Annotated in this window: 18 protein-coding genes and 1 other RNA gene; 6 read left to right on the forward strand and 13 right to left on the reverse strand. The window is 69.4% G+C overall.

The annotated features are described in order from the left end of the window. Nucleotides 1-14: 14 nt before the first annotated feature. The 4 genes from RMP09_RS05655 to RMP09_RS05670 form a co-directional block, all read right to left on the reverse strand. Nucleotides 15-3,104, reverse strand: coding sequence for an efflux RND transporter permease subunit (locus RMP09_RS05655; protein ID WP_310565027.1), 3,090 nt, complete (start codon nt 3,102-3,104; stop codon nt 15-17). Between the two features lie 18 nt (nt 3,105-3,122). Next, entirely contained in the window at nt 3,123-4,355 is a 1,233-nt protein-coding gene (locus RMP09_RS05660) for an efflux RND transporter periplasmic adaptor subunit (RefSeq protein ID WP_310565028.1), read from the reverse strand. A 137-nt stretch (nt 4,356-4,492) separates the two neighbouring features. After that, nucleotides 4,493-4,924, reverse strand: a complete 432-nt coding sequence (rnhA, locus tag RMP09_RS05665; protein ID WP_310565029.1) for a ribonuclease HI — start codon at nt 4,922-4,924, stop codon at nt 4,493-4,495. A 117-nt stretch (nt 4,925-5,041) separates the two neighbouring features. Then, nucleotides 5,042-5,929, reverse strand: a complete 888-nt coding sequence (locus RMP09_RS05670) for a methyltransferase domain-containing protein (protein ID WP_310565030.1) — start codon at nt 5,927-5,929, stop codon at nt 5,042-5,044. Between the two features lie 109 nt (nt 5,930-6,038). Between RMP09_RS05670 and gloB the strand changes: the two genes are divergently transcribed. Continuing rightward, nucleotides 6,039-6,812 (forward strand): hydroxyacylglutathione hydrolase, encoded by a 774-nt coding sequence (gene gloB, locus RMP09_RS05675; RefSeq protein ID WP_310565031.1) that lies wholly within the window; start codon nt 6,039-6,041, stop codon nt 6,810-6,812. After that, nucleotides 6,809-8,518, forward strand: coding sequence for a transglycosylase SLT domain-containing protein (locus tag RMP09_RS05680; RefSeq protein ID WP_310565032.1), 1,710 nt, complete (start codon nt 6,809-6,811; stop codon nt 8,516-8,518). The genes gloB and RMP09_RS05680 overlap by 4 nt, the downstream gene beginning before the upstream one ends. Nucleotides 8,519-8,533: 15 nt before the next feature. On the opposite strand, the gene RMP09_RS05685 is transcribed toward RMP09_RS05680, so the two are convergent. From RMP09_RS05685 to dnaX, 5 genes are all read right to left on the reverse strand, one after another. Next, nucleotides 8,534-9,508 (reverse strand): ABC transporter substrate-binding protein, encoded by a 975-nt coding sequence (locus RMP09_RS05685; RefSeq protein ID WP_310565033.1) that lies wholly within the window; start codon nt 9,506-9,508, stop codon nt 8,534-8,536. Between the two features lie 206 nt (nt 9,509-9,714). Then, nucleotides 9,715-10,119 carry an MAPEG family protein gene (locus RMP09_RS05690; RefSeq protein ID WP_310565034.1) on the reverse strand — a complete coding sequence of 135 codons (405 nt, stop codon included), beginning with the start codon at nt 10,117-10,119 and terminating at the stop codon, nt 9,715-9,717. Between the two features lie 42 nt (nt 10,120-10,161). Further along, nucleotides 10,162-10,767, reverse strand: a complete 606-nt coding sequence (recR, locus tag RMP09_RS05695) for a recombination mediator RecR (RefSeq protein WP_310565035.1) — start codon at nt 10,765-10,767, stop codon at nt 10,162-10,164. Nucleotides 10,768-10,784: 17 nt separating this feature from the next. Beyond that, complete coding sequence (locus RMP09_RS05700) at nt 10,785-11,117, reverse strand: YbaB/EbfC family nucleoid-associated protein (protein ID WP_310565036.1); 333 nt, start codon at nt 11,115-11,117, stop codon at nt 10,785-10,787. Between the two features lie 78 nt (nt 11,118-11,195). Next, a complete protein-coding gene (dnaX, locus tag RMP09_RS05705) occupies nt 11,196-13,163 on the reverse strand; it encodes a DNA polymerase III subunit gamma/tau (protein ID WP_310565037.1) in 1,968 nt (655 codons plus the stop codon). 75 nt (nt 13,164-13,238) lie between these two features. Here dnaX and ffs point away from each other — a divergent pair. Next, an RNA gene (ffs, locus tag RMP09_RS05710) (signal recognition particle sRNA small type) lies at nt 13,239-13,335 on the forward strand. An 81-nt stretch (nt 13,336-13,416) separates the two neighbouring features. Here ffs and RMP09_RS05715 read toward each other — a convergent pair. From RMP09_RS05715 to RMP09_RS05730, 4 genes are all read right to left on the reverse strand, one after another. Further along, nucleotides 13,417-14,418, reverse strand: a complete 1,002-nt coding sequence (locus RMP09_RS05715; protein WP_310565038.1) for a tripartite tricarboxylate transporter substrate binding protein — start codon at nt 14,416-14,418, stop codon at nt 13,417-13,419. A gap of 79 nt (nt 14,419-14,497) precedes the next feature. Next, the gene (locus RMP09_RS05720; protein ID WP_409559689.1) at nt 14,498-15,766 is read right to left on the reverse strand and encodes a TIGR03862 family flavoprotein; all 1,269 of its coding nucleotides are present in this window, start codon (nt 15,764-15,766) and stop codon (nt 14,498-14,500) included. A 71-nt stretch (nt 15,767-15,837) separates the two neighbouring features. Beyond that, entirely contained in the window at nt 15,838-19,158 is a 3,321-nt protein-coding gene (locus tag RMP09_RS05725) for a UvrD-helicase domain-containing protein (protein WP_310565040.1), read from the reverse strand. Further along, a complete protein-coding gene (locus tag RMP09_RS05730; protein WP_310565041.1) occupies nt 19,155-21,785 on the reverse strand; it encodes a PD-(D/E)XK nuclease family protein in 2,631 nt (876 codons plus the stop codon). The genes RMP09_RS05725 and RMP09_RS05730 overlap by 4 nt, the downstream gene beginning before the upstream one ends. A 116-nt stretch (nt 21,786-21,901) precedes the next feature. Between RMP09_RS05730 and trxA the strand changes: the two genes are divergently transcribed. The 3 genes from trxA (at nt 21,902) to RMP09_RS05745 (ending at nt 24,307) form a co-directional block, all read left to right on the forward strand. Further along, entirely contained in the window at nt 21,902-22,234 is a 333-nt protein-coding gene (gene trxA / locus RMP09_RS05735) for a thioredoxin TrxA (RefSeq protein WP_310565042.1), read from the forward strand. A 182-nt stretch (nt 22,235-22,416) separates the two neighbouring features. After that, the gene (gene rho, locus RMP09_RS05740) at nt 22,417-23,679 is read left to right on the forward strand and encodes a transcription termination factor Rho (protein ID WP_310565043.1); all 1,263 of its coding nucleotides are present in this window, start codon (nt 22,417-22,419) and stop codon (nt 23,677-23,679) included. Nucleotides 23,680-24,049: 370 nt separating this feature from the next. Further along, nucleotides 24,050-24,307, forward strand: a complete 258-nt coding sequence (locus RMP09_RS05745) for a type B 50S ribosomal protein L31 (RefSeq protein ID WP_310565044.1) — start codon at nt 24,050-24,052, stop codon at nt 24,305-24,307. Nucleotides 24,308-24,402 lie beyond the last annotated feature (95 nt).

Below are 24,402 nucleotides of genomic sequence, written 5' to 3' on the forward strand. Positions count from 1 at the left end.
CCGCAGGCCCTTGTTCATTTCGCCACCAGCACATCCCCAGGCGCAGGCACCGGCGCCTCCGCCGGCAGCACCCGCGAGCCGTGCCTGGCCCGCGAAAGCAGCATGTACATGGTGGGCACCACAAAGAGGGTGAGCAGCGTGCCCAGGCTCATGCCGCCGACGATGACCCAGCCGATCTGCTGGCGGCTCTCGGCTCCGGCACCGGTGGCCAGCGCCAGCGGGATGGCGCCCAGCACCATGGCGCCGGTGGTCATGAGGATGGGGCGCAGGCGCAGCGCAGCGGACTCTTTCACCGCGTCGAGCTGGCTCTTGCCTTCTTCGCGCAGCTGGTTGGCGAACTCGACGATCAGGATGCCGTGTTTGGTGATCAGGCCCACCAGGGTGATGAGCCCGATCTGGCTGAACACGTTGAGCGTGCCCCCGGTGAACTTGAGCGCCAGCAGCGCGCCCAGCATGGACAGCGGCACGCTGAGCATGATGATGAAGGGGTCGACAAAGCTCTCGAACTGCGCGGCCAGCACGAGGTAGATGAACAGCAGCGAGAGCGCGAACACGATGGCCAGCGAACCCGAGGAGTTCTTGAACTCGCGGCTCTGGCCGTTGAGGTCGGTGGTGGTGCCCGGCGGCAGCACATCCTTGGCGATGGCGTCCATGATCTTGAGGGCATCGCCCAGCGCCAGTTCGGGCGCCAGGTTGGCGGTGATGGACGCGCTGCGGCGCTGACCGAAGTGGTTGAGGTCGCGCGGCACCACCACCTCGCGCAGCTGCACCAGCGAGGCCAGCGGGATCATGGCATCGCCCCGGCCGCGCACGAAGAGCTGGTCGATGTCCTCGGGCGCGCTGCGCTGCGTGCTGTTGGTCTGCACCACCACGTCGTACTGTTCGCCGCCCTGCTTGTAGCGGGTGACGATGCGACCGCCCAGCAGGGTTTCCACGGTGCGGGCAATGGCGTCCACGCTCACGCCCATGTCGATGGCGCGTTCGCGGTCCACGTCCATGCGGATCTCGGGTTTGTTCAGGCGCAGGTCGGTGTCCACCTGCACGAAGCCGGGGTGCTTGGCCATCTCGTCCTGGAAACGGCGTACCGTCTGCGAGAGATTCTGGTAGCTGTCGCTGGTGACGATCACGTAGTTGATCGGCCGCTCGCGAAAGCCCTGGCCCAGCGACGGCGGCGTGATGGGGAAGCCGCTGATGCCCGGCAACGCGCCGATGCGCGGCGCGATCTCGCGCGCGATCTGCTGCGTGCTGCGCGTGCGCTCTTCCCAGGGTATGGCGCGTAAAAACACCGTGCCTTGGGCCACCGTGGGGTTGCCGATGTTGCTGAAGACGCGGTCGAACTCGGGGTAGTCGGCACCGATGCGTTCGACCGCTTCGGCGTAGCGCCGGGTGTAGGCCAGGGTGGCGCCGTCGGGGCCGTTGATGTTCACCAGGATCACGCCCCGGTCTTCCAGCGGCGCCAGTTCCTGCTTGGTGGTTTGCAGCAGCCACCAGCTGCCCACGGCGCTGGCGACCATCACGCCCACCACCAGCCAGCGCAGGTTCAGGCCGACCGCCAGCAGCCGGCTGTAGCCCTTGGTGATGCCGACCAGCACCCGTTCCATGCCGCGGTCGAACCAGCCGGGGTGGGGGTTGTGGCGCAGCAGCTTGCTGCTCATCATGGGCGAGAGCGTGAGCGCCACAAAACCCGAGACCACCACCGCACCGGCCAGGGCCAGCGCGAATTCGGCGAACAGCCGGCCGGTGCGCCCGGGCGTGAAAGCCAGCGGCGCGTACACCGCCGCCAGCGTCAGCGTCATGGCCACGACGGCAAAGCCGATCTCTCTGGCGCCCTTGATGGCGGCCTCAAAAGGCGGCATGCCTTCTTCGATGTGGCGGTAGATGTTCTCCAGCACCACGATGGCGTCGTCCACCACCAGACCGATGGCCAGCACCAGCGCCAGCAAGGTGAGCGTGTTGATCGAAAAGCCGAACAACGCCATCAGCGCAAAGCTGCCGATCAGACTGACCGGAATGGTCACCAGCGGGATGATGGACGCGCGCACGGTGCGCAGGAACACGAAGATCACCAGCGCCACCAGCACCACCGCCTCGGCGATGGTGGTGTAGACCGCCTTGATCGAGCGGTCGATGAACACCGAGTTGTCGTTGGCGATGTCGACGTTGACGCCCGGCGGCAGATCGGTGCGCACCTTGTCGAGCAACTGGCGCACGCCGGCCGAGAGTTCCAGCGGGTTGGCCGTGGCCTGGCGGATCACGCCCAGCGAGATCGAATCGCGCCCGTTCAGGCGCACCGAGCTGCGCTCATCCTGCGGCCCCTGCTCCACCCGCGCCACGTCGCCCAGGCGCACCGGCAGACCGCCCACGTTGCGGACCGTGACCTCGCGAAACTGCTGCGGCGTCTGCAGGTCGGTCGCCGCGGTCACATTGAATTCGCGCTGACTGCTTTCGATGCGGCCAGCCGGCACTTCCAGGTTGGAGCGGCGCAGCGCATCCTCCACGTCCTGCACCGTCAGCTTGTAAGCGGCCAGTCGGTCCGGGTCGATCCAGATGCGCATGGAATAACGGCGCTCGCCATAGATGCGCACGTCGGCCGCGCCGGTGGCCGTCTGCAACACCGGCTTGGCGATGCGGTTGGCCAGGTCGGACAGCGCCAGTCGGTCGATGCGATCGGAATTCAATGAGATCCAGATCACCGGGAAGGCGTCGGCCTCGACCTTGGCGATGACCGGCTCGTCGATGCCCTGTGGCAGGCGCTGGCGCACGCGGCTGACCTTGTCGCGCACGTCGGCGGCGGCCGAGTCCGGGTCGCGCTCGAGCTTGAAGCGCACGGTGATGTTGCTTTGCTCCTGCCGGCTGGTGGAGGTGATGACGTCCACCCCCTCGATGCCGGCCAGCGAATCCTCCAGCGTCTTGGTGATCTGGGACTCCATCACCTCGCTGGACGCACCGGCAAAACGCGTCTGCACCGACACCGTGGGTTCGTCGATCTTGGGGTACTCGCGCACCGTCAGGCCCTGGAAGGACACCCAGCCGACCAACAGGATCAGCAGCGACAGCACGCTGGCAAAGACGGGACGGCGGATCGAGATTTCAGGCAGTTGCATGGCGCAGCTCCTGCGGGATCAACCGGCGTTCGGGGCTTTGGGGGCCGCCGGCGCACCCGTGGGCTTGCCGCCACCCTGCGGGCCGCCCGGCTGGCCGCCGGGGCGGTTCATGTCCACCATCCGCACCGGCGAACCGTCTTTCTGCAAGCGCTGCTGCCCCGCCACCACCACGGTGTCGCCCTCGGCCACGCCGCTGATCACCTGCACCTGCGCCCCGCGGCGCACGCCCAGCTGCACTTCGACACGGCGCGAGACCAGCTTGGCGCCATCGCCCTCGCCGTCCTTGACCAGCACCACCACGAACTGCTTGCCGCCCTGCGGCACGATGGCTTCTTCGGGCACCACCAGCGCCGCGTCGTTGGTCGCAAACACCGTGGTCACACGCGCGAACATGCCCGGGCGCAGCTCGCCGCCCGGTGCCGGCGGCAGCACCGCGCGCACGGCGATCGAACGGCCATTGGCGTCCAGCAGCGGGTCCACCGCCTGCACGCGGGCGTTGAAGGTCTTGTCCGGCAGCGCGTCCAGCGCCACCTTCACCGACTGCCCCGTCGCGATGCGGGTCTGGTAGCGCTCGGGCAGGCGGAAGTCCACCGTCAGCTGCGAGGTGTCTTCCAGGTTCACCAGGTCGGCGCCGTCCTTGACGTATTCGCCCAGGTTGATGTTGCGCAGGCCCACGGTGCCGTCGAACGGCGCCACCACCCGCATGCGCGCCAGCCGCGCCTGGGCCAGCGCCACCTGGGCATCGGCCACCTGCAGTGCGGCACGGCTTTCGTCCAGCACGCGCTGGGCCACAAAGGCCTGCGCCACCAGCTCTTCGTTGCGCTGGAGGTTGGTGCGCGCAATCGACCGCTGGGCCTGTGCCTGGCTGAGCTCGGCGCGCTGCAGCACGTCGTCCAGCTGCACCAGCAACTGCCCTTTGCGCACCCGCTGGCCTTCAGCGAAGCCGATCTGCGCGATGCGGCCGGCCACCTCCGGCCGCAGGATCACGCTCTGGCGCGAGCGCAGCGAGCCGACCGCCTGCGCGTCGTCCTGCAGCGCCATGGTCTTGACCTTGGCCACCTCGACGCTGACCGGGCCACCGCCTGCGCCGCCGGCACCCGGTCCACCGCCCCCCTGCCGCCCGCCCTGCCCGCCCGCTGCAGCCGGTTCGCCGGCCGGTCGGGCGGCACCGTTCTGGAACCACCAGGCCCCGCCAGAAGCCAGCGCGATGCCAGCGACGGCGACCCAGGTGTAAAGCGACTTGTTGGACATGTGGTGGGCGCGTGTGCGGAGGAAAACAAAGGATGACCGCCTCACACGGCGGTCATTTGTCAATCAATGTATCAGCGCAGATGCCGCTGCGCCCGCACAAGTTCCATGCACCTGTCACGCGCAGGGACGGCGCGGGATCAAGGCACGCCGCGGTTGGCCAGCGCATCGGCCCGTTCGTTGCCGGGGTCGCCCGCATGGCCCTTGACCCAGTGCCACTCGATGTGGTGCACCCCGTCGTGCACCAGGGCGTCCAGGCGCTGCCAGAGGTCGGCGTTTTTCACCGGCTGTTTGGCCGCGGTCTTCCAGCCCTTGGCCTTCCAGCCGTGGATCCACTCGGTGATGCCCTTGCGCACGTACTCGCTGTCCAGGTAGACGGACACCTTGCAGGGGCGCTTGAGCGCGCTCAGGCCCTCGATCACGGCCATCAGTTCCATGCGGTTGTTGGTGGTCCCGCGTTCACCACCCCACAGGTCTTTCTCGTGTCCATCGGACTGGAGAAAAACGCCCCAGCCACCCGGGCCGGGATTGCCCTTGCAGGCGCCATCGGTGTACATCACCACGTGGTTCAAATCAGATCACTCCAAAAGGTATGGGCAGGGCGCCAGCGGGGCCAGCACACCATGCGACGGGCTTGGCCAAGCCACTGTTGGGTCCCTTGAGGCCAGACGCGCGCTGGCGCCGAAGGCCTATTTCCGGTTCGCCACCGACACTGGCGCCACGGCCTTCATGCGGCGGGGTTTCCAGGACGGGCCCAGCAAGCGCACGCCGCGCACCCGCTTGACCGCCACAAAAAAATACACCGCGCCAAAAATGGACCACCAGCGGGCGCCGGCCGGGTCCATCCACGCGGTGCGCTGCAGCCACTTGTCGGTCCGCACAGCGGGCCGGTAGCAGCCAAAGCGCTCCGACTCTACTTCAAATCCCAGCAGCCGCAGCCAGTCGCGCAGGCGCCAGGGGCCGATGAATTCCCCCGCGTCGGGCAGGTACAGCGTGCCCATGCCCAGACCACCGAGGTGCAGCCGCTGCGCCAGGCGCGCACGCCCCTGGCGCAGACCCCAGAGGCTGGCCGGGTTCAGGCCGCAGATGACCACCCGCCCCTCGGGCACCAGCACGCGCTCGACCTCGCGCAGCACCTGGTGCGGGTCGGCGCTGAGCTCCAGCGTGTGGGGCAGCACGACCAGGTCCAGGCTGGCGGCGGGAAACGGCAGGGCCGCCGCGTCGGCGACCAGGGCCACGCGCGGGAGGTTCATGGCGGGGTGCACGGCGGCGTCTTCCGCCCTGGCGTCCCGGGATCGCGCAACGCCCGGGTGCACGTCCACGCTGTGGCGCCCTTCGCCGGTGAACAAGCCCTCGGTGGGCAGGCTCCAGGGCAAGGCCTCTTCGGGCAAGGCCACCCAGCGGTGCGGCATGCGGTTGGCCTGCAAAGCCTGCAGCTCCGGCAGGCCCAGCTGCAAGGCGTTGAAGCCAAACAGGTTGGCCACCGCCTGGTCCAGCCGTGCCTGTTCCCAGGCCAGCAAATAGCGCCCGGGCGCGGTGCCCAACCAGTGCTGCAAACTTATAATCGGAGGGTTCATGGACAGGGGGAAGCCCGACCCGGGCGGGTGATCTGCACAGGTCTTCGGCGACGCTGCCGCACTACTCTACACGCTCCCCCTCGCGCCCACTTCTTTCCTGCAAGGCCCCATGATTCTTCATCCCGTCCCCGCCTTCAACGACAACTACATCTGGGTGTTGCACGACGGCCAGCGTGCGCTGGCGGTGGACCCGGGCGAGGCCCATGGCCTGGCGCAGTGGCTGCAGCAGCAACGCCTGCAGCTGGACACCATCCTCATCACCCACCACCACCCCGACCACACGGGTGGCGTGGCGCAGTTGCGCGAGGCCACCGGTGCCCAGGTGTTCGGACCGCTGCGCGAGCGGGTGCCCGGCCCCTTCACAGGTGTCGAAGGGGGTGACGCCATCGAAGCATTGGGTCTGCGGCTGGAGGTGATCGATGTCCCCGGACACACCGCTGGCCACATCGCCTTTTTCGCCGCAGACGTGGACGGCGCGCCGCTGCTGTTCTGTGGCGACACGCTGTTTTCCGCCGGCTGCGGGCGCCTGTTCGAGGGCACGCCGGCGCAGATGCTGGAGTCGCTCACGCGGCTGGCCGCGCTGCCCGCCAACACCCGCGTGTGCTGCACACACGAGTACACCTTGTCCAACCTGCGGTTTGCCCTGGCGGTGGACCCTGGCAACCCGGTATTGGCCGAACACGCCAGCCGTTGCCAGGCCCTGCGCGAGCGGAACCTTCCCACCCTGCCCAGCTCCATTGGGCTGGAACGCCAGATCAACCCCTTTCTGCGCAGCCACGAGCCGGCCCTGGCCGCCGCTGCACAGGCCCACGACCCCTCGTCACCCGCCAACGCCCTGGGTGTGTTCACCACCCTGCGCGCCTGGAAAAACGTTTTCGCATGATCCCGACCCGACACCCCTTCACCCTGTGTGCGCTTGCACTGACCTTGCTGGTCGCCGGCTGTGCCAGCGCGCCGTCCAGCCCCTCCGTCGTGGCACCCGACGCCGCCGCGGTGGCGGTGCCCAAACCCTCCGCCCGCCCCAAGGCCAAGGCCGCACCGGTCACGAGCACCACCGACGCTGCGCTGAGCGCCATCACCACCGAAACCGCGACGACCGCCCCGGTGGTGTACCTGTCGGCGCCGGCCGACATCTGGGAACGCATCCGCCGCGGCTACGCCATGCCGGACCTGGACAACGAACTCGTGCGCGACCGCGAGCAGTGGTACGCCACGCGGCCCGACTACATCCAGCGCATGACCGAGCGCTCCGAACGCTACCTGTTCCACATCGTCGAAGAGATCGAACGCCGCAACATGCCGATGGAGCTGGCGCTGCTGCCCTTCATCGAAAGCGCGTTCAACCCGCAGGCGGTCTCCAGCGTCAAGGCCGCGGGCATGTGGCAGTTCATGCCCGCCACCGGCCAGTCCTTCGACCTCAAACAGAACGTCTTCCGCGACGACCGGCGCGACGTGCTCGCCTCCACCCGGGCCGCGCTGGACTACCTGCAGCAACTGCACGACCGTTTTGGCGACTGGCACCTCGCGCTGGCGGCCTACAACTGGGGCCAGGGCAACGTGAACCGCGCCCTCACCCGCAACCAGAAGGCCGGCCTGCCCACCGCCTACACCGACCTCACCATGCCGCTGGAGACGCGTCAGTACGTGCCCAAGCTGCAGGCGGTCAAAAACATCGTCGCGCGCCCCGAGGCCTTCGGCACCCAGCTGCCCCCCATCGGCAACCGGCCCTTTTTCGACACCATCACGCTCCAGCGCGACATGGACGTGGCGGTGATCGCCAGCCTGGCCGGCGTCAGCGAAAAGGACTTCCGGGCGCTCAACCCCTCGATCAAACAACCGGTGGTGATGGCCTCGGGCACGCCCAACATCTTGCTGCCCTGGGACAACGCGGTGGATTTCCAGCGCCAGTTGCAGTCGCACAAGGGCCAGCTGGCCAGCTGGACGGCCTGGATCGTGCCCAGCACCATGACCGCGGCACAAGCGGCCGACCGCGTGGGCATGAGCGAATCGGAACTGCGCAGCGTCAACAACATCCCGCCGCGCATGCTGGTGCGCGCCGGCTCCAGCCTGCTGGTGCCCCGCAGCGAGCACCGCGACGCCGACGTGCCCGAGCATGTGGCCGACAACGGCCAGCTGAGCCTGCAGCCCGAAATCATCCTCAAGCGCACCACGGTGAAAGCCCGCAAGGGCGACAACCTGGCACGCCTGGCCAGCCGCTACGGCGTGAACGCGGTGAGCGCCGCCGGCTGGAACAAGCTCGCCATCAACGCCCGACTCAAACCCGGCCAGCGCGTGACGCTGATGCTGCCGCAACGGGTGGCCCTGGCCAGCGCCAAGCCGTCGCGCAAAGCCGGTAAAACGCGCATCGAGGCGCGGCAGAGCCACCGTGCCGTCAAGGCCACCTCGGCAGGCGCCGGCAAAAAGGGCCAAACCGAGGCCGTGATCGCCCGGGCGGCGGTCAAAGGCAAGAAAACGGCGCGTCAGGCCCCGGCCAAAAAGTCGGCCCAGCTGGCCAAAACACCGATCACCAAGAAGGCCCGTGGCGACACCAAGGTCGCACTCGACAGCAAAACCGCCAAAAAACGCTGAGACCGGGCCGGCCGATCAGGCCCGAAAACGGGCCTTGGCCACGCGGGCGAACTCGTTGGTGAAGGTGCGCGCCAGGTCCACGCGCTGCAGCTGCGGCGCATCGCCAAACTGCGACAGCATGCGCACCACGGTCTGCGGTCCGTTCTCGGGCATCAGGCCGTCCGGCACCCACGACTCGCGCGCCCGGCTGAAGGCCGCCAGGTACAGGCTGCGGTCGCCCTCGAAATAGCTCTCGGGCACGGTCTTGTTCAGGTCGGACGGACCGGCCGTCTGCAACCACTTGAGTGCGCGCACCAAGGCACTGGCCATGGCCTGGCATTGTCTGGGGTGCTCGCCGACAAACCCGCTGCTGGCGCACAGGCTGCCGGCCGGCAGCGGGCCACCAAACACCTCCGCGTTGCCGCGCATGGTGCGCGTGTCGGCCACCACCCGCAGTTCGCCGCTTTGCTCCAGCTGGGTGATCAGGGGGTCGTGGTAACAGAGCGCATCCACCTGCCCGGAGCGGAACGCCGCCTCGGTGGCCGTCGCATGGGCAAAGACCTGGAAGTGCACATCCTGCGGACCAAGGCCTGCCCGGCCCAGCAGCAGGCGCGCGATGCGGTGGCTGGCCGAGCCCAGCGAGGTCACCGCCACACGGCGGCCACGCAGCTCACGCAGCTGGCGAAAGCCGCCCATGGTCTGCTGCGACACGCCCAGCACCAGCTGGGGTGTTCGCCCTTGCAGCACAAACGACCGCAACTGCTGCCCCCGCAGCTGCAAACCGATGGTGTGGCTGTACGGGCCCGACACCACATGCGCCGCCCCCGTGAGCACGGCCTGCAAGGCCTGGCCCGGCTCGCTGAAGTCGCGCACCAGCACGTCCAGCCCCTCGGCCGCGAAATAACCCAGGCGCTCGGCGATGGTGAGCGGCAGGTAACAGAACGAGGCTTTGTGGTCCACCGCCACGACCACCCGGCCCAGCGGCGCGCGCACGAGCGGGGGGGCGTTCACCGCGGCGGTGGGCGTTTGCGCTTTCACCGCAGGCAGGCCTGCGGTCAGCAACGCCGACGCGCACACACGACCCAGTCCCCGGCGACTCCACATGCTCTGCCCCACCTGCAAACAACTTGAATGCTTTGGAGCCTAGGCGCAAGGGTGGCCTGCCGCATCGGGACCACTCCCGAGCGGGTTTCCCCCAAGGGAACTTTTGAACGACGTCAGGCGAAGAGGATGGCGATGTTCACCGCCAGGGCCAGCGACCAGACGGCGCTGCGCGCGGTGGCCTGATCGGCCACGTAGAGCAGGATGTACACCAGCCGCAGCGTCACAAAAAGAAACGCCAGCAGGTCCAGCCGCGTCTGGTGGGCGCCCAGCTGGTGGGCGATGATGACCGCCCCCATGAACAGCGGCAGTGCCTCGAAGCTGTTGGCCTGGGCCGCGTTGGCGCGAGCGCGCCAGTCGCTCTGGCGCGCCAGCCAGGCGCGCGGGTGGTGGTTGTCGTATCCGCCTTCGCGGCGCGGCACAGCGAACATGCCCCACTTGGCCAGCCCGGCACAGCCGATGGGCAACAGCGCGGCCACCAACACGGCCCAATAGGCCACGGTCAGTCCGGCAAACGTCATTGAAAAACCCGTTTCAAAAAGTCACTTGGCCGGGTGCTGCGCTCAGCGCCGGTCCACCAGGGCGTGGGCGATGGTGCCCAGGTCCACATACTCCAGCTCGCTGCCCACCGGCACGCCACGGGCCAGGCGCGTGACGGTCACGCCGCGCTGTTTGAGCGCCTGCGCGATCACATGGGCCGTGGTTTCGCCTTCGGCGGTGAAGTTGGTGGCCAGGATCACCTCGCGCACCACCCGCTCACCGCCTTCGAGCGTGTCGATGCGCTCGAACAGCTTCTGCAACCCGATGTCGCGCGGCCCCACCCCGTCCAGCGGGCTGAGCTTGCCCATGAGCACGAAGTACAGACCTTTGTAGGCCCCGGTGCGCTCCATGGCCGCCTGGTCGGCGGGGGTTTCCACCACACACAGCTGGCCACGGTCGCGCCGCGGGTCCTCACAGGTCGGGCAGACCGGTGTTTCGGTGAAGGTGTGGCACATCGCGCAGTGCTGCACCGAAGTGCAGGCGTGCTGCAGCGCCTGCGACAGGCGCTGGGCCCCCTCGCGGTCGTGCTGCAGCAAATGAAACGCCATGCGCTGGGCCGACTTGATGCCCACCCCCGGCAGGCAGCGCAGCGCCTGCACCAGCAGTTCGAGCGAATGGGTTTCGGCCACGCGGGATCGGCCCGTGGTCAGAACGGGAACTTCATGCCACCGGGCAGACCCGGCATGCCGGCGGTGAGCTTGCCCATCTTTTCGTTGGACGTTTCTTCGGCCTTGCGCACGGCCGCGTTGAACGCCGCCGCCACCAGGTCTTCGAGCATGTCCTTGTCATCGGCCAGCAGGCTGGGGTCGATGGTCACGCGGCGCACGTCGTGCTTGCAGGTCATCAGCACCTTGACCAGACCGGCGCCGGATTCGCCCGTCACTTCGATGTTGCCCAGCTCGTCCTGGGCCTTCTTCATGTTTTCCTGCATCGCCTGCGCCTGCTTCATGAGGCCAGCGAGTTGTCCTTTGTTGAACATGGTGTTCCTTGGTGTCGTTTGTGAATGAATGGAATTCGATGCGGGCGCGAAGACCCGCGAAGCCGCAAGGCCAGGGGGCTAGGCCTTGAGCGTGCCGGGCACGATTTTGCCGCCAAAGTCGCGCATCATTTGCTGCACGAAGGGGTCGTCACGGATGATCTGCTCGGCTTCGCGCTGGCGCCGCGCCGCCTCGGCCGCCTGGCGCAAGGCCGTCGAATCGTCCACCGGACCGATCTCCACCGCCAGCCGCACGGCGTGCCCCAGGGTCTGCAGCGCCGTGGCCAGACGGTCCGGCGCGCTGCCCTGCTTGAGCGACTCGCGCTCCACACGCAGGACCCACTGGCCGGCATCGCGCGCCACCAGCTGCGACTGCAGGGCCAGTTCGCGCACCAGCGCCGTCACGGCTTCGGCACGCACCAGCTGCGTCACGGCATCGAACCAGAAGTCGCCTTCGGCACTGCGCACCGGCTCGCGCACCGGCGCGGCTTCGCCGGGGTCGCGCAAGCGGTCCAGCCGGCTCGACGGCCCCGGATCGCGCACCGGCACAGGCACCACACGGCGCGAGGTCATCACGCCTTCATCGGCCGGCGCCTCATCGGGCTCTTCGACCCAGGGGGCGTCTTCCGACTCGTCCAGTGGGACCAGTTCGTCGGGCGACGGCACCACACGGGCCGGCGGCACCGGGTGCGCCGGCGAGGCCACCGGTGATGCGGCGGGCGGGGGTGGCACCGCCGGGCGCACGGCGGGCGGCGGTGCCAACGTGGCCGGAGCAGCAACAGGTGCGGCGGGGGCAACAGCGATGGGCGCTGCGCCCGGGGCAGGCGCGCCGGTACTCGGCGGCACAGGCGCGGGCGGAGCCACAAGCGCGGCCGCCACCGGCGGTGCAACAGGGGCCTCAGCCCCGGTTTTCAGAGTTTTTTTTTCCGCCGCGGCGCCAGCCGCCGGCTTGAAGGCCAGCAAGCGCAACAGCACCATGGTCAGGGCGGCGTATTCGTCGGGCGCCAGGCCCAACTCGCCGCGCCCGTGCAGGCACAGGCTGTAGAGCAGCTGCGTCTCGTCGGCCGGCAAGGCATGGGCCAGTCGCACGATCTCGGGCGTGTCCGGGTCGTCCGACGCCATCAGCGCCTCGCGCTCGGGCACCGCCTGCAGCACCGCCATGCGCTGCAGCAGGCCGGTCATTTCTTCCAGCGTGGCGGCGGCGTTCAGGCCGTTGGCGCGCAGGGTGTCGATGGTGTCCACCACCGCAGCACCATCGGCCCGCGCCAGACCGTCGATCAGACGCAGCACATAGCTGCGGTCCACCGCGCCCAGCATCTGGCGCACGGTCGCTTCCTGCAGCTGGCCGCCACCGAAGGCGATGGCCTGGTCGGTCAGCGACAGCGCATCGCGCATGGAACCGCGCGCCGCGCGCGAGAGCAGGCGCAAGGCCAAGGGTTCGGAGGCCACGCTCTCGGCCTGCAGCACCCGGCCCAGGTGGTCGAACACGGTCTCGGGCGCCATCGGCCGCAGGTTGAACTGCAGGCAGCGCGAGAGCACGGTCACCGGCACCTTCTGCGGGTCGGTCGTGGCCAGCACGAACTTCAAATACTCGGGCGGCTCTTCGAGCGTCTTGAGCATCGCGTTGAAGGCGTGCCCGGTGAGCATGTGCACCTCGTCGATCATGAAGACCTTGAAACGCCCCTGCACCGGCTTGTAGACCGCCTGCTCCAGCAGCGACTGCACCTCGTCCACGCCGCGGTTGGATGCGGCGTCCAGCTCGGTGTAGTCCACGAAACGGCCCGAGTCGATGTCGGTGCAGGCCTGGCAGACGCCACAGGGCTCGGCGGTGATGCCGCCCTGCCCGTCGGTGCCCAGGCAGTTGAGCGACTTGGCCAGGATGCGCGAGACCGTGGTCTTGCCCACGCCGCGCGTGCCGGTGAACAGGTAGGCGTGGTGCAGGCGCTGCGTGGTCAACGCGTTCGACAGGGCCTGCACAACGTGCTCCTGCCCCACCATTTCGCTGAAATTGCGCGGACGGTATTTGCGGGCCAGGACGACGTAGGACATGGCGGCGATTCTAAGCGGCGCCCTCCCCCGCTCTGGCGGCAGCAGGCGGGTCTGGCATCGCCTACAATGCACCCCGACGGGCCTTCCCGCATGGCGAAGCGGCCAACCGGGTCAGGTGGGGAACCAAGCAGCCCTAACTGTGGAGTCAGTGCCGGGGTAGAGGCTCGTCACCTTATTCGTTCAGCGCCATCGGCGCACACCAAACAAAGGCCGCATCAGCGGCCTTTGTCGTTTCCGGGCTGGTCGTTCGCTTTCAGAACGCGTCGATCTTCAGGCCTTGCTGCTGCACCACGCGCTGCCAGCCTTCAAAGTCCTTCTGCAAAAACTGCCCCAGCTGTGCGGGCGTGCCGGTGGCGGGCTCCAGTGCGTCTTTGGCCAGGCGCTCTTTCACGTCGGGCATCTGCACCACCTGGGCCAGCGCAGCGTTGATCTGCCGCACCACGGCGTCGGGCGTGCCTTTCGGCGCCACCAGAGCGAAATAGTTGAGCACGTTGAAGTCGGGCATGCCAGCTTCCTGCATGCCGGGCACCTGCGGCAGCGCCGGGCTGCGGCCCGGGCTGGTGACGGCCAGCGCCTTGAGCTTGCCTTCGCGGATGTGCGGGGCCAGCGCCGGGATGGTGCCGGTGAGCAGCTGCAGCTGGCCGCTGATGGTGTCCAGCGTGGCCGGCGCGATGCCGCGGTAGGGAATGTGCGTGATGTAGGTGTGGGTGCGCGCCTTGAGCGATTCGAGCACCAGGTGGTTGACGCCACCGACACCGGCCGAGCCGTAGTTCAGCGCGCCCGGCTGCTGGCGCGCCAGCGTGACCAGCTCGGGCAGGGTGTTGGCGGGCACGTCCTTGTTGACCGCCCAGATCAGCGGCCCCTGGGCGATCATGCCGACGGGGGCAAAGCTGGCCAGCGGGTCGTAGCCGGCGCCGGGCAAGGCAGCGGGCACGGTGGTGAACGGCGCCGCGGCCAGCAGCAGGGTGTGGCCGTCGGGTGCGGCCTTGGCCACCTCTTGCGCGCCGATGGCGCCGGACGCGCCGGTGCGGTTCTCCACCACCACGCTGGCCTTGAACAGGTCCGACAGCTTGGCGGCCACCAGGCGGCCCATGGCGTCGGTGCCGGCGCCGGGCGCGAAGGGCACCACGATCTTGACCGGGCGGCTGGGCCAGCCGTCGGCCCAGCTCACGGGTGACGCGGCCACGCAGGCAGCGGCGACCAGGGCTTGCAGCAGCGGCCGGCGGCGCAGAGAACGAGAGGTGAAAGGACTCATGAAACGGCTCCGTGGAAAGGGGGATGACAGATCGGTGTCAAGCCTATGCCGGGCACATGAACCGCCTGTGACAAGCGCATCAGGTCCGCTGCAGCCAGGCCCGCACGCCCTGGCCGGCCCGCACGCCGCTGGCCAGGCAGGCGGTGAGCAGGTAGCCGCCGGTGGGGGCTTCCCAGTCCAGCATCTCGCCGGCGCAGAACACGCCCGGCGCGGCCTCGCACATCAGGTGCTCGTCCAGCACCTCGAACAGCACGCCGCCGGCGGTGCTGATGGCCTCGTCCAGCGGGCGTGCGGCCACCAGGTGCAGCGGCAGCGCCTTGATGGCAGCCGCCAGCTGGGCGGGGTTGTTCATTCCGTCCTTGCCCAGCACCTCGTACAGCACAGCGGTCTTGATGCCGTCCAGGCCCAAGCGGCTTTTGAGGTGGCTGGAGAGCGAACGCGAGCCGCGCGGGTGCGCCACTTCGCGCGCCACCCGTTCGGCGCTGAAGTCGGGCAGCAGGTCCAGCTGCAGCGTGGCGTGGCCGGTGCGGATGATCTCGTCGCGCAACAGGGCCGAGGCGGCGTAGATGAGGCTGCCTTCCACCCCGGTGGCCGTGGCCACGAATTCGCCCTTGCGTTCGAACGCCGCCCCCTGCGGCGGCTGGAAGCGGATGGCCACGCTCTTGAACGGCTGGCCGGCGTGGCGGTTGCTGAAGTGTTCGCTCCAGCCCACGGCGTGCGCGGGCACGGCCTGCACCGGCAGCGGCTGGCCGTCGCTCAACGGGGGGGCCTGCAAGGCCAGGTCGAAGCCGCAGTTGGCCGGCAGCAGCGGCGCCACCGCCACGCCGCGCGCGGCCAGCAGCGGCACCCAGGCGCCGTTGGACCCCAGGCGCGCCCAGCTGCCGCCGCCCAGGGCCAGCAGCACGGCGCGGGCACGCACCCGCACCTCGCCGGTGGGCGCGTCGAAGCGCAGGGCCTGTCCATCGGGTGTCCAGCCCAGCCAGCGGTGGCGCATGTGGAACTGCACCGCCGGGCCGCCACTGGCCGGGTGGCGCAGGCGCTGCAGCCAGGCGCGCAGCAGGGGTGCGGCCTTCATGTCGGTCGGGAACACGCGGCCCGACGAGCCGACAAAGGTCTCGACGCCCAGGCCCTGCGCCCAGGCGCGCACCTCGGCCGCACCGAAGGCGCGCAGCAGGGTTTCGATCTGCTGGCGGCGCTCGCCATAACGCTCGGCAAAGCGGTCGGCCGCTTCGGAATGGGTCAGGTTCAAGCCGCCCTTGCCAGCCAGCAGGAACTTGCGGCCCACCGATGGCATGGCGTCGAACAGGTGCACGGCGATGCCGGCGTGCGAGAGCACTTCGGCGGCCATGAGGCCGGCGGGTCCGCCGCCGATGATGGCCACCGGCAAATCGAGGGGTTCAGGGGAAACGGTGTCAGCGGTCACGTGGTTGCGGCGTCGGCCGGTATTTCAATGAGTTGCCCCAGCGGATTGATGAAGGCCAGGCGCACGGGCTCGCCCGGGTGCGCGAGGGAAAGCGCGCGATGGTAGCGCTGCAGCTGCGCGCGCAGTTCGGCCTGGCGCTCGGGGCGGGCGGCGCTCTTGTAGTCCAGCACCCACCAGCAGGCGGTGTCGGCGCGGCGCACCAGGCGGTCCAGCCGCTGCAGCTGGCCCTGGTCCCAGATGTCCACCTCGTTGCCCCAGTGGCTCAGCTGTGCAGCGTCCCAGGCCCAGGCGGCCTCGCCCCCCAGCATGGCCTGGGCCATCGCCAGGGCATCGCGGGCCTGGGCCGGCGTCAGGGCGAATTCGCGCGCCACCGCCTGCTGGTGCACATCGCCCCAGGCAAAACCGCCCAGCGGCGTGGGTACCCATTGCAGCAGGCGGTGCAGCGCCAGGCCGATGCGCGCGCGGGTGTCGTCTTCTGCCAGGCCCACTTCGACCGGGTTCGGCACGGGCGGCAGTGCGGTGCACACCGGCAGATCCAGCAGTTCGCACACCGAGGCTTCGGCGTCATCGCCCGTGGCGTCCACCGGTTCGGGCACCACCAGCGGCTGCGCCTGCGGTTCGATGCGCTGGCGCCAGCTGGGCGTGCTGGCGCTGCGGTGCGGCGTCACGCTGGAGATCACGATGCGCGCCTCGGCCCGCGTGAGGGCGACGTACAGCGCGTTCAGTTCTTCCAGGCCGCGGGCCTGCTGCTCGGCGGTCAGCAGCGCGGTGGCGCAGACCGGCGGAGCCTTTTCGCTGGCCAGGAAGATGAAGCGCTGGGGCCGTTCGGCCTCGCCGGGCCAGTCCACCAGCACGCCCATGCTCTCGGGCTTGGGCGGCTGGGCTTCGGTGTCGAGCATCAGCACGGTGTGGGCTTCCAGCCCCTTGGCGCCGTGGATGGTGAGCAGGCGCACCGCCCCGGTTTGCGCGGTCTGCGGCAGGCGGATGCCGCCGGCCTTGAGCGCGCGCACCAGGCGGTACGCCGTCAGGTAACGCCCGCCGTCCTGCGCCAGCGACTGGGCCAGCAGCGCGCGCAGCGAGGCCAGCACGGGCTCGCGCAGCCGCGGCGGCACGGCGGCGGCGTAGCGGGCCAGCAGGTCGCCGTCGCGGTAGATGGCGGCCAGGGCGTCGTGCGGCGGCAGCGTGCCCAGCCACTGCCGCCAGCGCGCCAGGCGTTGTGCGGCCTGCACCAGCCGGGCGTCGGTCGGCGCGTCGTCAGAGCCGTCCACGCTCAGCGTCTGCAGCAGGTCCCACCAGGCGGTGCGCGGCGGGGTTTCACCCGGCTGCGCAGCCGCCGCCAGGGCGGCGTCGGCCCGCCGGCACAGGCGAGCGATGCGGGCCAGCGCCGCGTCGTCCAGGCCCCCGATGGGGCTGCGCAGCGCCTGCGCCAGGCTCAGGTCGTGCGCGGGCGAGACCAGCGCGTCCAGCAGCGCCACCACGTCCTGCACGGCGGGGGCGTCGGCCAGGTCCTGCTTTTCGGGCTGTTCGGCGGCGATGCCGCGCTCGGCCAGCGCCTCGTGCAGCCAGCCCAGGCGTTCGCGCTTGCGCGAGAGCACCATCAGTTTGTCGGCCTTCACCGCGCCACTGGCGATCTGGGCCGCGATCCAGTCGGCCGCCCGCTCCGCCTCGCGCGCGCTCAGGCTGTCTTCGGGCTCCACGCGGGGCGTGTTCAGGCTGTCGCGCCAGACCGGCTCGCCCCCCCCCGTCGCCCCGTCGTCGCCACCATCGCGCGGCACCGGCGGCAGGGCCAGCACGGCGCCGGCCTCGTGGCTTTCGGTGGTGTGCTCACGGAACCCCGCGTAACCCGCGTCCAGCGCGGCACCGCCCATCACGGCGTTGAGCGCAGCGATCACGCCGGTGGCGCAGCGGCGTGTGTGGTCGCAGCTGAGCAACGCGCCCGACAGACCGTCGACCACAAAGGCCTGGGCGGCCTTGAAGACCTGCGGCTCGGCGCGGCGGAAGCGATAGATGGACTGTTTGGGGTCGCCCACCAGGAACACCGCCGGCGCCTCGCCCGAGCCGGCGCCGGCGTAGCCCGAAAGCCAGCCGTACAGTGCCTGCCATTGCAGGGGGTTGGTGTCCTGGAATTCGTCGATCAGCAGGTGGCGCACGCGCGCGTCCAGCCGCTGCTGCATCCAGCCCGAGAGTTCGGCGTCGCCCAGCAGACGGCGGGCCGCACCCTCGACGTCGTTCATGTCCACCCAGCCGCGCTCCTGCTTGAGCGTGCGGTAGGTGGCGATCAGCGTGCGCGCCAGGCGCGCCAGGCGCTGCTGGTGTTGCCAGGCCTGCTGCTGCACGCGCGCGGCCAGCACGCGCTGGCACAGGTCCTGGGCTTCGCGCACGGCTTCAATGCCGGCGAGCTTGTCGTTGAACTTGCGCGGCTCGTTCTTCTGCGTGAGCAGCGCGGTGATGGCGTCGTCGGGCCGGGCCGCGGTCACCGCGGTTTCCAGTTCCACGCCCTTGGCCGAGAAGGTGGGCGCGCTGGCCCGCCCCAGACAGGCCGCGGCCGCCAGCAGCAGAGCCCTGTGGTCGGCCAGCAGTGCCTGCGCCGGGTCGTCGTGCGCGGCCAGGTCCGGGTAGGCCACCGACAGCGGCTGCACCGACGCGTCCACGATGCCCTGTTCGTCGGCCAGCGCGAACTCCACCCGCTTGTTCAGCGCATTGCCCAAGGCCTTGAGGGTCTGGTGGCGACCGTGGCGCGCCACGCTGTCCATGAAGTCCTGCCGCAGGGCCGCGTCGGCCGCCACCGCGGCGTAAAAGCGCGGCCACACCAGGGCCACGGCTTCGCTGTCGTCTTCGAGCAGGTCGTGCTCGGCCGGCAGGCCCAGCTCCTGCAGCACCGCCAGCGGTGCGCTGCGCAGCAGCGATGCGAACCAGCTGTGGAAGGTGCGGATCTGCACCGGGCGGCCGGCGGCCAGCAGGCGGGCGTGCAGGTCGCGCAGGTCGGCGGCCCTTGCCTGTGCGGTCGCGGGGGCCATGCCGCGCAACACCAGCTCGGTCGCCAGTTCGGCGTCGGTCTTGTGGGCAAACACCCGCAGCCAGTCCTGCAGGCGCTGGCGCATTTCGCCCGCGGCCTTCTTGGTGAAGGTGATGGCCAGGATGTCCTGCGGCGCCGTGCCTTCCAGCAAAGCGCGCAGGATGCGCGAGACCAGCATCCATGTCTTGCCCGCGCCGGCGCAGGCCTCCACGGCCACGCTGCGCGCGGGGTCGCAGGCCACGGCATAGAACGCGGCGCGTTCAACCAGCGCGCCGTTGATGCGGTAGGCAGCCTGCGTCATGATCTGAAGTCCTTTCGGCACAGGCCGCGGGCGGCGCAGAAGTCGCACACCCGGCCCTCGCCCAGCGCCGGCAACGCGTGACCGGCGGCGACGCGTGAGAGGTCGTGCTGCAAACCCTCGATGAGCTGGTCGCGCGCCAGCGCGATCTCTTCCTGTTCGACCCAGCGGGTGGGCGTGTTGGCGCCATCGGTCTCGCGGGCGTCGGTGATGCTGAGGTAGGCGCCGCGCACGGTTTCTTCGCCCAGGAGCGCGGCGTAGAAGGCGATCTGCGTGTCCTCCAGCGGGTTTTTCACGCGCTCCAGCGTGGTCGCGCGCGGCTCGGTCTTGTAGTCGATCACCAGCGGAATGGGGCCTTCAGGGCTGGCCTGGCGGTCGATGCGGTCGAGCTGGCCGATCAGGCGCCAGGGGCCGACGCTGCGGGTCAGCGAAACCTCGGCCTGGTCGAACAGCGGCCCGCTGCCTTCGTGCGTGGCCAGCCAGGCGAGATAGCCCTCGCGCATCGCGGGCCAGGCGGCCATGAAGGGCAGGAAGCCGGCACCGGCCGCCCCTTCGTCCACCGACAGGCCCCGCGCTTGCACCTCGGCCTGGGCCAGGGCGTCCAGCCGCTGGCGATCATCCAGTCCGTCGGTGGGGTCGGCGGCCCGCGCTTCATGGAACGTCTTGAGCACCGCGTGCAGCCAGTTGCCCAGGTCGCGCTTATCGGGTTCGGCTTCGATCTCGTCGATCTGCTGCAGCCGCAGCTGGCGCAACGCAAAAAAGCGGTACGGGCAGTCGCGCAGGTCCTGGTAGGCACTGGCCGACAGGGCCTGGGGCAGCAGGTCGGCGGCGGTGGGCAGCGGATCGGCTTCGGGCACCACGGCCACGGTCCGGGGCACGCGGGGATCGGGCGCCACCAATGCACGCCCCTCGTTCTGCAAAGCCTGCACCCAGGGTGCGGCGGCCACCGCATCGCCCTGCTGCTGGCCGCGCCAGAGCAGTTGCAGGTGGGGCTGGGTCAGCAGATGCGCCCAGGCCGCCTGCCCGGCCAGCGCCAGGGCCTCGCGGCTGGGCAGGCCCAGCAGGGTGCGCTGCGCCGCGCTCCACTGGCCGGGGGGCTCCGGGCTGGGCGGCAGGTTCACCTCGTCACAGCCGGGGGCCACCACGGCGGCAAAGTCGCGGCCCAGCAGCTGCGCCATGGGCAACACCACCACCTGCGGCTCGGCGGGGTTGGCGGGCTGGAAGCTGGCCGCCTCCAGCGCGTCGCGCACCCAGGCACTGAACGCGGCCAGCGACCAGCGCCGGCCGGCCTTGCCCGGGGTGGGGGCATCCGCCGTGTCGACCTCCAGGGCCGCCAGCTCGTGGGCGGCGCCGTCCTGCAGCCGCAGCACGTCGATCACGCGCTGACCGGCGGCGTCCTGGCTGCAGGCAGACCACCAGCCATCGCGGCGCAGGGCTTCGGCCAGGTCCGTCAACCACTGCGGCAAAGGCCGCGGCGCCTGCAGACAGGCCAGCCCATCGGCCACGCCCGACGGCAGCAGCGGGCCGGTGGCCGGGTGGACCAGCACAGCCCCCCACGCGGCCAGGCCGTGGGCCCGGGCTTGGCGCTCGATGGCGGCGCTGGCGCCCGCGTGCGGCCCAGACTTGAGCCAGTCCAGCACGTCGTCGGTGCGCGCCCGGCGGTCGGCGGCGCGCAGCAGGCTCATCAGCCGGGCGGCGGCGTGGGTGGTCGAGAGTTTCCAGCCCGTCTCGTCGCGCACCGAGAGCCCGGCGCCATGCAGCAACGCGCCGATGCGGCGCGTCAGCGCCCGGTCCTGCGCCAGCAGTGCCACCGGGGTGTGCCCGGCATTGACCTGCGCCACCACGCAGGCGGCGGCGCGCTGGGCCTCGTCTTCGGCGTCGCTGCAGGCGTGCACCGCCACGGGGTCGGGCTGGGCATCGGCTGCGGCGAACGGCAGCAGCACACCGCGCTCGCCCCAGCGCAGCAGCAGCGCCTGGGCCAGCGGGTCGATTTGAAAACCGGGCACGACCAGCAGAGCGTCGGCCACCTGCCCCGGCGCGGCCAGGTCGGACCACAGCACATCGGTGGCGTAGGCCGACAGGCCGGCCCAGGTGAGCGCCAGCGTGGCGACCAGGCCTTCCCACTGCAGCGCCTGGCTGGCCGGCGCCACATCGGCGCGCAGGGCGTCGGCCCAGGCGGCGCGTTCGTGCGGCGGGCGGGCCGCGGCCAGCGGCGCCAGCTGGCGGGTGGCTTCCACCAGCCGCCCCACCAGCGTGGCGCGCAGGTCCGCGTCCAGCGACCGGCCCGCCACGCGGTCCAGCAGGCTGGCGGCGATCAGGCTGTCGCGCGCCATGTCGCCCGACCAGTCGGTGCTGCCCGGCACGAACGGCTGCAGCGACGCGGCCCAGTTGCGGGTCGATTCGAAGCGGGGGGTAAAGCCCGTGGGCGATCGCTGCGCCCAGGCCCGGCGCCCGGTGTCCATCATCTGGGCGTAGGGCACCAGCACCACCACGCGCGAGGCGTGCCAGCCCCGGGTGGTCATGTGTTCGCGCACCCAGTCCAGGCCGTGTGCCCACACCGGCGTGACCGTGTTTTCACTCTCGGCGCGGGCCGCCAGCTCGGCGAAGGGTTCAGGGCTGGCGGTCATCATGGCGCGGGCGTTTCTGTCACAATTGAAGTCGTTTTTCGGCATGTCGCGGCGCACACCGCCCCGACACCCGACGCCACTGTACCTTCCCCACCCTGACGCAACCCCTAGGACCGACCATGGCCAGCGACCTGATCAAACACGTTTCCGATGCTTCCTTCCAGGCCGATGTGCTGAACGCACCCGCGCCCGTGCTGGTGGATTTCTGGGCCGAATGGTGCGGCCCCTGCAAGATGATCGCCCCCATCCTCGACGAAGTGGCCGGCACCTACCAGGGCAAGCTGCAGGTGGCCAAGGTGAACGTGGACGAGAACAGCGAAGTGCCCGCCAAGTTCGGCATTCGCGGCATCCCCACGCTGATGCTGTTCAAGGATGGCCAGCTGGCCGCCACCAAGGTGGGCGCCCTGAGCAAGGCCCAGCTGACCGCCTTCATCGACCAGCAACTGGCCTGATCCCGCGCAGGCCTGGCCCGGGTGCAACGCCCGGGCCCGCTCAAAGCGGCTTTTTTTGCTGTCATAATCCGCCGCACCGCTGGCCACACACCGCCCAGCCTGTCTGCACCGCGCTCCGCCAACACCGCGGCACCAGCGCCCCTCCCCCGGTTCTGACAAGACTCCCTTTCGGAGCAATTTCCATGCACCTCAACGAACTCAAGGCACTGCACGTGTCTGAAGTCCTCAAGCAGGCCGAAGCGCTTGAGATCGAAAACACCGGCCGCATGCGCAAGCAGGAGCTGATGTTCGCCATCATCAAGAAGCGCGCCAAGGCCGGCGAGCAGGTGAACGCCGACGGCGTGCTGGAAGTGCTGCCCGACGGCTTCGGCTTCCTGCGCAACATGGACACCAGCTTCACGGCGTCCACCGACGACATCTACATCTCGCCCAGCCAGATCCGCCGCTTCAACCTGCACACCGGCGACATGATCGAGGGCGAGGTCCGCATCCCCAAGGATGGCGAACGCTACTTCGCGCTCAACAAGCTCGACGCCATCAACGGCCTGCCTCCCGAATCGAACAAGCACAAGGTGATGTTCGAGAACCTGACGCCGCTGTTCCCCAAGGAACAGATGCGCCTGGAACGCGACATCAAGACCGAAGAGAACATCACCGGTCGCGTCATCGACATCATCGCCCCCATCGGCAAAGGCCAGCGTGCCCTGATCGTTGCCCCGCCCAAGAGCGGCAAGACGGTCATGATGCAGCACATCTGCCATGCCATCACCGCCAACCACCCCGAGGTGGAACTGATGGTGCTGCTGGTGGACGAGCGTCCGGAAGAAGTGACCGAAATGCAGCGCACGGTGCGTGGCGACGTGATCGCCTCCACCTTCGACGAACCGGCCGCCCGCCACGTGCACGTCGCCGAAATGGTGATCGAGCGCGCCAAGCGCCTGGTCGAACTCGGCAAGGACGTGGTGATCCTGCTGGACTCGATCACCCGCCTGGCCCGTGCCTACAACAACGTGCTGCCCTCCTCCGGCAAGGTGCTGACCGGCGGTGTGGACGCCAACGCCCTGCAGCGCCCCAAGCGTTTCCTGGGCGCAGCCCGTAACGTGGAAGAAGGTGGCAGCCTGACCATCATCGCCACCGCGCTGGTCGACACCGGCAGCCGCATGGACGAGGTGATCTTTGAAGAGTTCAAGGGCACCGGCAACTGCGAAATCCACCTGGATCGCCGTCTGTACGAAAAACGCGTGTTCCCGTCGATCCAGCTCAACCGCAGCGGTACCCGCCGCGAGGAACTGCTGCTGGCGCCCGAGATCCTGCAGAAGACCCGCATCCTGCGCCAGTTCATGTACAACATGGACGAGATTGAGGCGATGGAAATGGTGCTCAAGAGCATGAAGGCGACCAAGAACAACTCCGAGTTCTTCGACATGATGAGAAGGGGCGGGTGAGTTCGGACTCCCCCCTGCGCCGCTGACGCGGCTTCCCCCCTCCGTGGCGCGCCGCTTTGCGGCGCTTCGAGGGGGGACAACACCAGCGGCCTGGCGAAGCCAGTTCCGCGGTGTTTCTGGATTGACTGCCCCTCACCTCCTGTACCCAGTTCGGTCCGCACCTCTACGGGGCGCGTGCCTGATTCAAGGATGCGGCGGAACTGGCTCCGCCAGGCCGCACGCATCGCCCCCTTGAGGGGGTGACGCCGAAGGCGGCGCAGGGGTGGAAGATAGCCCGCGCAGGGGTGGTACAATCGAAAGCTTTGCAACTTGCGGCAAGTACGAGAGAACGGTTCTTTCGCGGCTGTCGCACCTGACCTTAGGAATCGCCATGAAAGAAGGCATTCACCCCAACTACCGCGAAGTGTGCTTCGTGGACCTGTCGAACAACTTCAAGTTCGTGACCCGTTCCTGCGTGAACACCAAGGAAATGGTCAAGATGGACGACGGCCGCGAGCTGCCGCTGTTCAAGCTGGACACCTCCAGCGAGTCGCACCCGTTCTACACCGGCACGCAAAAGAGCGTGGACAACATGGGCGGCCGCGTCGAGAAATTCCGCAACCGCTACGGCAAGACCGCTGCCAAGTGATCTGGCCCGCGTTGTGCGTCAAGGCACAACCCACAAAAAAGCAGCCGCCTCGCCGGCTGCTTTTTTTTCGCCCGCCGATGGCTCCCGGCCCACAA

This window comes from Hydrogenophaga sp. (genome assembly GCF_031426985.1).
In the GTDB taxonomy this organism is placed as follows: domain Bacteria; phylum Pseudomonadota; class Gammaproteobacteria; order Burkholderiales; family Burkholderiaceae_C; genus Hydrogenophaga.

Coding starts and splice junctions, on each gene's coding strand:
- RMP09_RS05700 (WP_310565036.1), bottom strand. CDS start 11,117: ATGTTCAACAAAGGACAACTCGCTGGCCTCATGAAGCAGGCGCAGGCG.
- RMP09_RS05745 (WP_310565044.1), top strand. CDS start 24,050: ATGAAAGAAGGCATTCACCCCAACTACCGCGAAGTGTGCTTCGTGGAC.
- gloB (WP_310565031.1), top strand. CDS start 6,039: ATGATTCTTCATCCCGTCCCCGCCTTCAACGACAACTACATCTGGGTG.
- RMP09_RS05730 (WP_310565041.1), bottom strand. CDS start 21,785: ATGATGACCGCCAGCCCTGAACCCTTCGCCGAGCTGGCGGCCCGCGCC.
- RMP09_RS05690 (WP_310565034.1), bottom strand. CDS start 10,119: ATGACGTTTGCCGGACTGACCGTGGCCTATTGGGCCGTGTTGGTGGCC.
- dnaX (WP_310565037.1), bottom strand. CDS start 13,163: ATGTCCTACGTCGTCCTGGCCCGCAAATACCGTCCGCGCAATTTCAGC.
- RMP09_RS05670 (WP_310565030.1), bottom strand. CDS start 5,929: ATGAACCCTCCGATTATAAGTTTGCAGCACTGGTTGGGCACCGCGCCC.
- trxA (WP_310565042.1), top strand. CDS start 21,902: ATGGCCAGCGACCTGATCAAACACGTTTCCGATGCTTCCTTCCAGGCC.
- RMP09_RS05655 (WP_310565027.1), bottom strand. CDS start 3,104: ATGCAACTGCCTGAAATCTCGATCCGCCGTCCCGTCTTTGCCAGCGTG.
- RMP09_RS05680 (WP_310565032.1), top strand. CDS start 6,809: ATGATCCCGACCCGACACCCCTTCACCCTGTGTGCGCTTGCACTGACC.
- RMP09_RS05660 (WP_310565028.1), bottom strand. CDS start 4,355: ATGTCCAACAAGTCGCTTTACACCTGGGTCGCCGTCGCTGGCATCGCG.
- RMP09_RS05725 (WP_310565040.1), bottom strand. CDS start 19,158: ATGACGCAGGCTGCCTACCGCATCAACGGCGCGCTGGTTGAACGCGCC.
- RMP09_RS05715 (WP_310565038.1), bottom strand. CDS start 14,418: ATGAGTCCTTTCACCTCTCGTTCTCTGCGCCGCCGGCCGCTGCTGCAA.
- rho (WP_310565043.1), top strand. CDS start 22,417: ATGCACCTCAACGAACTCAAGGCACTGCACGTGTCTGAAGTCCTCAAG.
- RMP09_RS05720 (WP_409559689.1), bottom strand. CDS start 15,766: ATGGCCGCCGAAGTGCTCTCGCACGCCGGCATCGCCGTGCACCTGTTC.